The sequence below is a fragment of the Flavobacterium cyanobacteriorum genome (assembly GCF_002251835.1).
In the GTDB taxonomy this organism is placed as follows: Bacteria; Bacteroidota; Bacteroidia; order Flavobacteriales; family Flavobacteriaceae; genus Flavobacterium; species Flavobacterium cyanobacteriorum.
Genome location: NZ_NOXV01000304.1, coordinates 73,720 through 85,218 on the forward strand (window position 1 = coordinate 73,720; position 11,499 = coordinate 85,218).

Annotated in this window: 10 protein-coding genes; 6 read left to right on the top strand and 4 right to left on the bottom strand. The window is 41.1% G+C overall.

Annotation, left to right across the window (positions count from 1 at the left end; all coding sequences use genetic code 11):
* Positions 1-69: 69 nt before the first annotated feature.
* From CHU92_RS14695 to CHU92_RS14705, 3 genes are read left to right on the top strand one after another with little or no spacing between them, the layout of a single operon-like run.
* The gene (locus CHU92_RS14695; protein WP_243389618.1) at positions 70-2,055 is read left to right on the top strand and encodes a polysaccharide biosynthesis protein; all 1,986 of its coding nucleotides are present in this window, start codon (positions 70-72) and stop codon (positions 2,053-2,055) included.
* A 37-nt stretch (positions 2,056-2,092) separates the two neighbouring features.
* Positions 2,093-2,866 carry a polysaccharide biosynthesis/export family protein gene (locus tag CHU92_RS14700; RefSeq protein WP_094416885.1) on the top strand — a complete coding sequence of 258 codons (774 nt, stop codon included), beginning with the start codon at positions 2,093-2,095 and terminating at the stop codon, positions 2,864-2,866.
* A 4-nt stretch (positions 2,867-2,870) separates the two neighbouring features.
* Positions 2,871-5,219, top strand: a complete 2,349-nt coding sequence (locus CHU92_RS14705; RefSeq protein ID WP_094416887.1) for a GumC family protein — start codon at positions 2,871-2,873, stop codon at positions 5,217-5,219.
* 38 nt (positions 5,220-5,257) lie between these two features.
* Here CHU92_RS14705 and CHU92_RS14710 read toward each other — a convergent pair whose 3' ends face one another.
* The 3 genes from CHU92_RS14710 to CHU92_RS14720 form a co-directional block, all read right to left on the bottom strand.
* A complete protein-coding gene (locus CHU92_RS14710; protein ID WP_094416889.1) occupies positions 5,258-5,995 on the bottom strand; it encodes a tyrosine-protein phosphatase in 738 nt (245 codons plus the stop codon).
* A 219-nt stretch (positions 5,996-6,214) separates the two neighbouring features.
* The gene (locus CHU92_RS14715) at positions 6,215-7,336 is read right to left on the bottom strand and encodes an Lnb N-terminal periplasmic domain-containing protein (RefSeq protein WP_094416891.1); all 1,122 of its coding nucleotides are present in this window, start codon (positions 7,334-7,336) and stop codon (positions 6,215-6,217) included.
* A 10-nt stretch (positions 7,337-7,346) separates the two neighbouring features.
* Positions 7,347-8,390, bottom strand: coding sequence for a putative type IX sorting system protein PorV2 (locus tag CHU92_RS14720; protein ID WP_449403978.1), 1,044 nt, complete (start codon positions 8,388-8,390; stop codon positions 7,347-7,349).
* A gap of 130 nt (positions 8,391-8,520) precedes the next feature.
* Between CHU92_RS14720 and CHU92_RS14725 the strand changes: the two genes are divergently transcribed.
* From CHU92_RS14725 to CHU92_RS14735, 3 genes are all read left to right on the top strand, one after another.
* Positions 8,521-9,264 (top strand): CDP-alcohol phosphatidyltransferase family protein, encoded by a 744-nt coding sequence (locus CHU92_RS14725; protein WP_094416893.1) that lies wholly within the window; start codon positions 8,521-8,523, stop codon positions 9,262-9,264.
* Positions 9,265-10,134 carry a glycoside hydrolase family 25 protein gene (locus tag CHU92_RS14730; protein ID WP_094416895.1) on the top strand — a complete coding sequence of 290 codons (870 nt, stop codon included), beginning with the start codon at positions 9,265-9,267 and terminating at the stop codon, positions 10,132-10,134.
* Between the two features lie 69 nt (positions 10,135-10,203).
* Positions 10,204-10,599 carry a 2-dehydro-3-deoxyphosphooctonate aldolase gene (locus CHU92_RS14735; RefSeq protein ID WP_243389619.1) on the top strand — a complete coding sequence of 132 codons (396 nt, stop codon included), beginning with the start codon at positions 10,204-10,206 and terminating at the stop codon, positions 10,597-10,599.
* 110 nt (positions 10,600-10,709) lie between these two features.
* Here CHU92_RS14735 and lptB read toward each other — a convergent pair whose 3' ends face one another.
* Entirely contained in the window at positions 10,710-11,495 is a 786-nt protein-coding gene (gene lptB, locus CHU92_RS14740) for an LPS export ABC transporter ATP-binding protein (protein WP_094416897.1), read from the bottom strand.
* Between the last annotated feature and the right edge of the window lie 4 nt (positions 11,496-11,499).

Here is an 11,499-nt window from a genome sequence, read left to right on the forward strand (position 1 = left end):
TTTCTTATACATACCTTAAATGTTAAATTTTGTATATTTACAAATAAGGTTTTGACGTAAAATTTAACAGTGAATAGAAAAGTAAAAGGCAATATAGTCAATGCTATTGAGCATACGCTTAATAATACCAAGTTGTGGCAAACCATACATAATCTTGGTTACCTGCCACGCTGGATTATTTTGCTGCTCGACCTCCTTGTAATTACTGTTACCGGTATACTTTCCTATGTAATTATATACCGCACCGGTATACTATATGTAAAACCAAAGCTTTATGTTGTAAGCATCCCGGTATACCTGTTTGTAAGCCTGTTTACCTTCAGGGTTTTCAGGACATATTCAGGCATAATCCGCCATTCATCTTATATAGACGCAGTAAAAATATTTTTCTCACAGTTTACCGCAGCGTTCCTTTTACTTACTTTCAATACGATTTACAAATATTTTACAGGCCACCTCGTATATTTGAGTATTGGCATCCTGATTAATGCTATTTTCTCCTTTAGCTGCCTCTTTCTCTACAGGGTGCTTGTAAAGCAATTTTTTGAAAATTACCTTTACAGTTCCCGCAACAACCAGCTTGTAAAAGCAATAATCTATGGTACTGATGCTAATGCCATTGCCGTCGCAAATGCACTGAAGTCAGAAATGCCGGGCAGGTTCAAGCTGGTAGGCTTTATAGATAAGTTTAGCCAGAACAAGTCAAAAATGATATTGGGGCTTCCCATTTTGCAGCATAAAAAAAGGACATCAACCCTAATGAGGGTTTTTGGGGCGCACGCACTGATCCTGGCGGATAAAAGCCTTACCAAAGAGGAAAAACTAAATATAGTTGATGAATGCCTCGAGTTCAGCTACAAAGTTTATACAGTCCCGCTTGTTTCGGACTGGGAAGACCAAAAAGAAATCTCAAAAAAAATTAAAAATTTCCAGATACAGGACCTTCTGGAACGGAAACCTATCGTACTTGATAACAATAGCATATCACACCAGTTAAAAGGCAAAAAAGTACTGATAACCGGGGCTGCCGGCTCTATAGGGAGTGAAATTGTTAGGCAGGTAATACAGTTCAATCCCAAAAAAGTGATTATGCTGGACCAGGCCGAAACGCCACTCCACCACCTTAGGCTTGAAGTAGAAAAAATCCGTACTGATGCACAATTGTTTTCGGTCATCTCTGATGTAAGAAACAAAGGTATGATGGAGAGCGTTTTTGAGAGGTTCAAGCCAGACGTGGTTTATCATGCGGCGGCTTATAAGCATGTACCACTTATGGAGGAAAACCCCTCACAAGCTATTTTTGTTAATGTTCTGGGGACCAAGACCATCGCTGACCTGGCGTGTAAGTATAATACAGGGAGTTTTGTTATGGTATCAACGGATAAAGCAGTAAATCCAAGCAATGTAATGGGGGCCAGCAAACGCATAGCCGAAAAATACGTGCAATCCCTTCAGAACCATCTTCGGGCTACCGGGAGCGAGTGCGGGACAAAATTTATTACAACCAGATTCGGTAATGTGCTGGGCTCTAATGGTTCTGTAGTGCCACTTTTTACAAAGCAGATAGAGGAGGGAGGCCCTATTACACTAACACATCCGGACATCATCAGGTATTTTATGACCATACCTGAGGCCTGCCAGCTTGTACTTGAAGCAGGATCTATGGGTAAAGGTGGTGAAATTTATATTTTTGATATGGGTAAGCCGGTAAAGATTATTGACCTTGCCAAAAAAATGATACGCCTGGCAGGTTTTGTGCCCGATAAAGATATTGAAATAAAAATTGTAGGTTTGCGCCCCGGCGAAAAACTATATGAAGAACTTCTTAATGATACATCCAAAACATTGCCCACACATAATGAGAAAATAATGATAGCCCGCGAAATTTATGAGGAATTCAATGAGTTGCAGGCAAATATTGATGAACTTATTGTGTTGGCCAATACTTATTCACCACATGAAATAGTACTACTCATGAAAAGAATAGTCCCTGAATTTATCAGTATGAACTCCATTTACAATGATTATAATTCAAATATAGCTGTTAAAGAATAAAGCCGGTTTGTATCAAAAAAAATATATATTTGTACACATGAGTTTACACACTAAAATTTATGCTTTTCTGCTGCTTCTGGCAGCACTTTTCTTTAATTCATGCGCATCTAACAAAGCTATACATTATCTTCAGAATACAAAGGGAATTGCTGCAGAGGGTACACTCTATGAAAATACGCTGCAGCCCGATGATAATTTACTTATTACAGTGACAGCTGAAGAACCTGAACTGGCAAAGGATTTTAATCTCATTTACCTTAACATGCAGAGTAGTGAAAACCGAAATATTGTAGATCCTACTCTTTACAGTTATATCCTTGACCAAAGGGGAGAAATAGATTTTCCTGTATTAGGTAAAATAAAACTGTCTGGTTTGACAAGGATACAGGCAGAAGAAAAAATAAAACAGCTCCTGAAAAACTATATTGTAAATCCCGGGGTTAATCTCAGGATACTAAATTTTAAAGTGTCTGTAGTAGGGGAGGTTTCACGTCCCGGGGCAGTACGGGTGACCGGTGACCGGATAACCATACTCGAGGCTTTGAGCGAATGTGGCGATATGACCATTTATGGTAAAAGAAAGGAAGTACTTGTAATCAGGGACAAAGATGGCGCTACAACCGTAGCAAGTGTCGATATTACAGATCCCAAACTAATTACTTCACCCTATTATTATCTTGCCCACAATGACGTTGTGTATGTTAAACAAAACAGGACAAGGGTAAACTCATCAGTTATAGGGCCCAACCTTACAGTAGGAATCTCAGCACTTTCATTAATAGTTACTATAATTGCTTTAAGTACCAGGTAGTATTATGCAGCAACAAAAGGATCTTGTAGGATTATCCCGTTATAATTTAAAAGAAAATATATATAAATATTTATCGCAATGGTATTGGTTTGCTTTAGGTACTATAGCTTGTTTTGTAATTGCCTATACCTACCTTAGATATTCTGTCCCCTTATATAGTGCTACAGCAACAATATTAGTTAAAGATGATAAAAAGGGGGGGGTAGTGTCAGACCTTGCCATGTTAGGGGATATGGATATGCTCGGGAAAATAAAAAATACCGTTGATAACGAGATAGAAATAATCAAATCCCGCACGATAGTTAACTCAGCAATCAAAGAACTTAATCTTCATATAAATTATATTAGCGAAGGCGTTGTTAAGAAATCTGATTTATATAAAGACAGCCCCATTGAAATTATCTTTGAAGACGAGAAGAATTTCCCCGAGTCTTTACTCCTGAAAGTAGAATATAATAGTGGAAACCAGTTTATCTTATATAATAACAATGAGCAACTGATTGGACAATATAATTTCGGGCAACAAATTAAATACCAAAAATATTCTTTTACAATTGTAAATAACCTGAAAAATGATAATCCGTTCAATATCATAATACACATAAAACCTTTAAGCAGGGTAACCAGTAACTTTATGGGCCGGCTTGGAGTAAAACTTGTTGAAGACCGCACCAGTGTGGTACAATTGTCTTTTATAGATGATAACCGAAAAAGAGCCGAAGATTTCCTCAATAGTGTGATTAATTGTTATAATAATGACGCTGTAAAAGACAAGAACTTAATTTTCAGGAATACCAAGAAATTTATTGATGGGAGGCTGGATTCTATTGGTATTGAACTTGACTCTGTTGAAAGGATTGCCGAAATATATAAAAAACGAAATGATCTTACCGATCTTGTTGCCCAGGGAGGCCTCTTCCTTCAGAATGCGGCTGATTTCGAAAAATCATTAATAGAAACCGAAACCCAGATAAGGATTGTAGATTCACTACGCCAATATGTAGTCAATAACAAAGAAGACCTTATACCTGCAAATGTACTCACAGTATCCTCTGAAGACGCCAACAATGCGCCACTACTCATAGAACAGTATAATGCACTCTTGGCAGAAAAGAAAAAATTGCAGTCAACTGCCGGGCCGGAAAACAAAAGAATCATAAAAATCAACTCGCAGTTAAGTGCACTTAAACAAAATATAATTTCCAGTATCGACAGGATAAGATCAGGGCTTGAAATTAAGAAAAAGGACCTGGCCGCCCAGCAAAACCGTATTGCAGGCCGTATCAGTGATTTGCCAAGGCAGGAAAGAGAGTCAAAAGGGATATCGCGCCAACAGGAAATAAAGGAAGCATTGTTTGTATTCCTGCTTACCAAGAGAGAGGAAACAGCTATATCACTGGCCTCGACATCGCCTAATGCTAAAATTATAGATTCCGCTATGGCTTCTGATACTCCGGTATCGCCCAGGCGCAATGTCATTTACCTGGTCGCCTTATTTATGGGGTGCTTAATCCCGTTTGGCATTATTTATATAATAGACCTTCTGGATACTAAAATTCATGCGGCATCTGACCTTTTAGCTTTAGATATACCTTATTTAGGTGATGTACCCCGTGCCGAAGAAAATAACCAGATCATTACCCTTAACAGCCGTTCCAGTACGGCAGAATCATTACGTATTATACGCACTAACCTGGAATTTATGCTCAACCAGGTGCCGGCAGGCGTGGCTAAAACTATTTTTGTAACATCTACAATTCCCAAAGAAGGCAAAACCTTTATTTCTGTTAACCTTGCCTCTACAATAGCATTATCGGGCAAGCGGGTATTGCTAATGGCAATGGATATCAGGAACCCAAAGCTTGATGAATATATCAATATTCCTTCAAAAGGTTTGAGTAATTATCTTTCATCTACTGATATCAACTATAAAGACCTGATCATAAAACAGGAGGGCTTTAAAAATATGTATGTAATGCCTCCGGGAATCATACCGCCCAATCCGGCAGAACTTCTCATGCATCCTAAAGTGGAAGCGCTTTTTGAAGAGCTTAAAACTCAATACGACTATATTGTTGTTGATACCGCACCCGTAAGCCTGGTGACCGACACTGTTATTATTGCAAAGTTTGCTCACTGCTTCCTTTATGTAGTGCGTGCCAACCACCTTGATAAACGTATGCTCGCAATTCCTGAAGGATTATATAAAGACAAAAAACTTCCAAATATGTCTGTCATATTAAATGACTGTGGCATGAAGAAGGGATATGGCTACGGCTACGGCTACGGTTACGGCTACGGCCCTGAAACCGACAAGAAGAAAACACTTTGGCAACGTATCCTAAAACGATAGACTTCATATAAAAAAAAAATCAACTAACAATTCCGTTTTTACCAGCTAAAAACGGAATTGTTGCTTATGGCCCTCTCAAGCGCATCTGTTTTTTTCAGTACTACTTTATTTTTAAAGGATGCTGCGTGCCTGTTGTGGTGCACATCTGAACCTGTAAAATCTATCATCCCCGCTTCAAGAAGCGCTGTGGCAGCCTCGGCCACCCCTTTGCCATAATACCCTGTGACAGAGAGCAGGTTAAGCTGTAACAGGCATCCGGCTTTTTTAAGCTTTTTATAATACTCCATATTCCCGTGGTAAAACACGTAACGTTCAGGATGGGCCAGCACAGGCACATAATCCCTCAGCCTCAATTCATACAGTATGTCATACAACGGCAATGGAGGGTTCAGGTAAGACATTTCAACCAGGACATAATTATCTTTTAGCGTCAAAAGCGGTTCCTCTTTAATAAGGTTAAAGAAAGTATCGTCCATAAAGTATTCCGCAGCAGCTTTAAAAGTAGCACCTGAAACTCCCTCCCCAAACGATAGCAAAATGTCCTGTTCCAGGGCAGTAATCCCTTCACGGGTATTGTTCCAGACGCCCGTTAGTATATGCGGTGTCGTGATAAACCGGCTGAAGCCGAGCTCCCTGAGGCTGCCTAACAGCGACCGGGTATCGTCAATATCCTTTGCCCCGTCATCAATACCTGGCAAAAGGTGCGAGTGGATATCGGTATAGTTATCCGGTATAAGGTCGGCCAGTACCGGCTTCGGCTTGCTGAAAAACAACACAGTATAATAATTATAGTTTGCACAAAGATAATTGTTATTCCAAGTAATTCAGGTTTGGAGCGGGGATTTAAGCGCATTTTTGTAGCCGTATTTCCTGCTGTCAGCTATATCTCCCCGCTGCCATAAACGCGGCAGCGGGGAGGATGCCGCTTCCATCAGGGCTAGGCCTATCAACCTGTATGTATCTGCATTCGCCCCTCCCTCTCTGTAAGAGTTGCTTCAATTTCTAGAAAAACGCTTATGTTTCAGTTGCCGAAGGAGCACAACCAGGCTCGTAATCATTACCGGCAGCATCATCACCAGGTGGGGCTTATCCAGCATAAAGCCGGTATAAACGCCAAGGCAGCAAAGGCAGGCATAAACCAGTAAACGTATCCCTTTTTGGTTGTTTTTTATCATAAAATACAACAACACCAGGAACAAGGGGTTAAACAGCAGGGCGTTATAGTTTAGCCGTACTTCTTCATGCAGGGAATAAAACCCAACAGTGCTCAAAAAAACGCCCAAAATACCTGTAACGGCAAGGTAGGCAATCGCGGCCTTTTTCCTGCGGGTCACAAGGAGTACCACCAGCATCACAAGGCTAAAAGTGTAGATGTTATTCCACCAGGGTGTTGTGTGCTTTGCTGTAGATGTATAAATCCGTAGCGCAGGCGCTGCAAGCGCACCCCGGGTTGTTACAGTATTATCAACTCCCTGTAACAGCTGCATAGGCAGGAAAAGGTTATATTGCTCTTTATCGGTCTTGTAACCAAACATGAGGTTAATACCAAGGCTTTCATAGAACTTACCCTGTAGTTTTTCCAGAATTATAGCCCTGTTGGTTTTGCCTTTGTCTTTATTTATATCAGATATACCTCCCGGGACATGGGCCCTGAGTATATCAGCGGCCTTAGTGGTACAGTTGCGGTCAATGAATTTATAAGTATAAAAGCGCTCCTTTAACGTAAGGCTTTGGTTAAGTGCAACAGCAATACTCTGCTTTTGCGCATAGGTAAGGTTAAGCACCTGCTCATATACATCCCGGTTATAGTAGCGGTATGTATCCAAAAAATCTTCATAATAATCAGCAGCAACAAAATATTGCAGGTCCCCTTTTACAAACTTTAGGTAAAAATTAGCAGTAGTAAAGTCAAACATGCCATAGTTGTAAACCACATCAGTACCGGTTACAGGGTCGGCCACACGTATAGCCGTATGCCCAAAAACTGAATACAATTCATTACCCGGGCCGCAGGTAAGCAGGCTTATCCGGGCTTTATCTGACAGCGCAGGTTGTGCGGATACAGTAAAATAAAAAAGTATAATCAGAAGAAAAGACAGGTTTTTCAGGCTGCGCATAGTACAAATTTTAGCGCCTAAAGATACCTAAATCTACTTTAAGGGAAAAGATGTTGGAATACAAAGCCGCACTCTGGTCGCCAAGGTCAGTAAGGGCATAATCCACCTGTATGCCTTTGTATTTAAAGCCGAGCCCTATGTTCGGCTGGAAACTTAATTTCTGTGTATTGTCAATTTGGGTGATATTCTGGAAATTACCTACCCCGGCGCGGACAAAAACAAGGTCAATGTAGCCGGCCTCAAACCCTAAGGCAGGGTCAATACTTACAATTTCACTCGAAATAATATCATTGGTCTGTGCGAACTGCATGTTCAGGTTCATGGCGGCTACAAGGCTGTAATCGTATCTTATGATAAACTTTTTTGAAATGCCAAATTGAGCCTTTGGTGCCGTAATTTCAGTAGTTTCTGGCAGTTCCTGGTTTTCGCCCGGCACGGCATCCTTTATGGTATTATACTCCTCCTCATCAATTGTCCAGGTATTGTACGTTGTGGTAATATCACGCAGCATAAGGCCAAACTTCCATTCATTTTTAGTTTCATACTGCAGGCCTACATCAAATCCGAAACCCCATGATGTCGCAAATTTCCCAATGATACGGCGTATTACTTTAGCATTGATTCCATAATTAAACCCATCCAGCGGTAACGAACGGGCATAAGACACTGTAAAAGCATAATCGGCAGCAGAGAACAGGCTGATGCGGTTATAGTCAATATTGCCTTCGCTGTCAATAAGTTGTGTGGTATTTAAAATATCGTCAACACCAAAGCGTATGGCCGATATGGCTATGGCGCTGCGTTCATCTATCGGCATGGCAAAAGCGGCATAGTCATATTGTGCAATATTGGCAAAGTAGCTTGCGTGCATCAGGGCTACCTGCTTATCTTTAACCTGTAGCAGGCCTGCCGGATTCCAGTAACCGGAATTTACATCCCCGGTTTGGGCTGTTACAGCATTGCTCATACCCAAAGCGGCAGCATCCACACCGATGTTCAGGAACTCATTGGAGTATTTCCGTACGGACTGGGCATGGGTGCAGAGTGCCAGCATAAACAGTAAAGCCGCATGTACTTTTTTCAAGGCAATTATTTTGTACAAATATGATATAAAATTCTCAATTACTAAACTCCAATTCTATTAACTTATTGTGTTAACTTTGCGGTAATAAACAAAAGTATATATGGCTCTAAAAAAACATATCCCTAACCTTATTACCCTGCTTAATCTGGCGTCTGGGCTTATCGCCCTTGTATATGCGTTTGAAACCAACCTCCAGATGGCATTTTTTTGGGTGTGTATGGGTATATTTTTTGATTTTTGGGACGGATTTTTTGCCCGTATTTTTAAAGCCCAAAGCCCCATTGGCCTTCAGCTTGATTCCCTTGCCGATATGGTTACCAGCGGTGTAGTGCCTGGTGTAGCCATGTTCCAGCTACTGGTCAATATCAACGATATGCACGAAGAATATAATCTTGCTGCCGAAAATAATTACATGGGCATCTTGCCGTATTTTGGTTTTATCATCACACTCGCATCATGCTACAGGCTTGCCAAGTTCAATGTTGATTCAAGGCAGACAGACTCATTCATCGGGTTGCCAACTCCTGCCAATGCCCTCTTCATAATGAGCCTGCCTATAATACTGCATCACACCGGAGGTGAAGGATGGATTTTTGAATCGCTTAGCAATCCATATGTACTGGTAGGTATAAGCCTCCTTAGCGCTTATATGCTCAATGCCGAAATACCGCTCTTTTCGCTAAAGGTAAAATACTTTAATTGGGAACATAACAAAACGCAGTTTATATTCCTCATTGTTTCGGTGTTGTTGCTGTTCTTTTTCCAGTACCTCGGAATACCGCTTATTATTCTTTTTTATGTGGTACTTTCGGCACTAACCAATAAATTCAGCAAGGCTCAGTAAATGAAGCGCGTGCCGCCAAAAACCGTAAAGCGGAAGGCGAAACCCCGTAGCACAAAAAAAACACTTACTCCCGGTAAAATACTGCGCTATTCGCTGGCTTTACTGGTTGTATCATTCCTTGTAGCCATGGCATACAACTACAGGCATGGCTTGCTATACTACCTCGGTTTTAAAAGTAATAAACGTATTGAGGCTTTAGGAAAAAAAGAAGAACGCAAAATTACTGACCTGCGCATATATGAAATTGTATCACGCCACAAGGATAAGGTATTTGGTATTGATGTATCACACTACCAGGGAGAGATTGACTGGGACAGTGTGCACAAGGGCAGTAATGATTTTCCGCTGAAGTTTATTTTCATTCGTGCCACTGCGGGAAAGAACAGCCTTGACAGACGGTTTAAAACAAACTGGCAGAAAGCGCGTGAGTATGGTTTTCTATGCGGCGCCTACCATTACTACCGGCCTAACGAAAACTCCGTCCAACAGGCTGATAACTTTATAAAAAATGTTACCCTCAAAAAAGGCGACCTCCCACCGGTGCTCGATATTGAGCAAATACCCAGTAAGCAAAGTATTGACAGCCTGAAAAGCGGCCTGAAGCGTTGGCTGGACAAGGTAGAAAGGCACTATGGCATGAAACCTGTAATTTATAGCGGGGAAAGTTTTTATACCGATTTTTTACGGGAAGAATTTAAAGGTTATGACCTATGGATTGCCAATTATAGCTTTTTTGATGATGAAATACGCCCTGAGTGGCTCTTCTGGCAGTTTACAGACCGCGCAGTTATAAAAGGGATAAAAGGAGATGTTGATGTGAATATCTTCAATGGAAGCCAGCATCAGCTCAAAAGCAGGTGTAAAAGGTAGCATATTTTGTATATTTGTAAGTGATTCGTAGGGCTTAGTCATAACACTATACAATTTTAATATTAATATATGAGAGGCATTAAAGTGCTATTGTCGGTTTGTGTTATTGTATTACAGGGGTGTGGTGGTACAGTAGCCGCGAAAAAAACTGACAGGGGGGCTACAATTTCAGCAGACTATGGTTATTCCGAGAAAAATCCTGTAAAAGTGGGAGGTGTAGCAAATGGCCCGGAAAATGAAAGAAAGTATCTGGACCGCCTCACCGGCCCTAATGGTGAAACAGTTACTTATATAAGGCTTGGCAGCTGTTGTGCTTTTGAAAGTAAAAACGGTATTATGGGTATGGGGATGCTGGACAGATATGAAATTACTATTGAAGGTAAAGGTGAAAAGAAGATTTTATACCTCAATATGTATGATAAAGATGAATTATTTGCACCTAAAGGTTTATTGCTAAAAAATTAAGCGCTGATACAGGCTTGATTGCACATGTTATTGTTTTAAGTATTAATTGTTATTCTCACTTTTATCTAAAATATAAAAGCCCTTTCGTTTGAGAGGGCTTTATGATATTATCAAAAATTTTCCTGTTCGGGTACTTCGCGTGATTCCGTGTGCTGGCTGAAGTCGAGCTTCTTTTTACGAAGTTCAAAGTTTTGCCCAAGGTAAACCTTACGCACCATTTCGTCGGCAGCAAGCTCTTCAGGTACGCCGGCCTTTAGGATACCGCCCTCAAACATAAGGTACGTTTTATCGGTAATAGCAAGTGTTTCCTGCACATTGTGGTCGGTTATAAGGATGCCTATGTTCTTGTTTTTAAGCTGGGCCACTATACGCTGGATGTCCTCTACCGCTACAGGGTCAACGCCGGCAAAAGGCTCATCCAGCAGGATGAATTTTGGGTCGGTGGCCAGTGCACGTGCAATCTCCGTACGCCTTCTTTCACCTCCTGACAGTAGATCGCCACGGTTAGTACGGATGTGCTGCAGGCTGAATTCATCTATCAGCGCTTCCATTTTAGCTTCCTGCTCCTGTTTGGAAAGTTTTGTCAGCTGAAGCACGCTGAGGATGTTATCTTCAATGCTCAGTTTACGGAATACCGATGCTTCCTGTGCCAGGTAGCCGATACCGTTTTGTGCTCGCTTATACATTGGGAAATCGGTTATTTCCATATTATCCAGGAATATCTTCCCTGAATTTGGCTTTACCAGGCCCACTATCATGTAAAAAGAGGTGGTCTTGCCGGCTCCGTTAGGGCCAAGCAAACCTACAATCTCGCCCTGTTTCACTTCAACGGATATCCCTTTTACAACTGTACGGCCTTTATATGTCTTTACAAGATTATCTGCCCTTAGTATCATAGTA

Coding starts and splice junctions, on each gene's coding strand:
- CHU92_RS14700 (WP_094416885.1), top strand. CDS start 2,093: ATGAGTTTACACACTAAAATTTATGCTTTTCTGCTGCTTCTGGCAGCA.
- CHU92_RS14705 (WP_094416887.1), top strand. CDS start 2,871: ATGCAGCAACAAAAGGATCTTGTAGGATTATCCCGTTATAATTTAAAA.
- CHU92_RS14715 (WP_094416891.1), bottom strand. CDS start 7,336: ATGCGCAGCCTGAAAAACCTGTCTTTTCTTCTGATTATACTTTTTTAT.
- CHU92_RS14720 (WP_449403978.1), bottom strand. CDS start 8,390: ATGCTGGCACTCTGCACCCATGCCCAGTCCGTACGGAAATACTCCAAT.
- CHU92_RS14725 (WP_094416893.1), top strand. CDS start 8,521: ATGGCTCTAAAAAAACATATCCCTAACCTTATTACCCTGCTTAATCTG.
- CHU92_RS14730 (WP_094416895.1), top strand. CDS start 9,265: ATGAAGCGCGTGCCGCCAAAAACCGTAAAGCGGAAGGCGAAACCCCGT.
- CHU92_RS14735 (WP_243389619.1), top strand. CDS start 10,204: ATGAGAGGCATTAAAGTGCTATTGTCGGTTTGTGTTATTGTATTACAG.
- lptB (WP_094416897.1), bottom strand. CDS start 11,495: ATGATACTAAGGGCAGATAATCTTGTAAAGACATATAAAGGCCGTACA.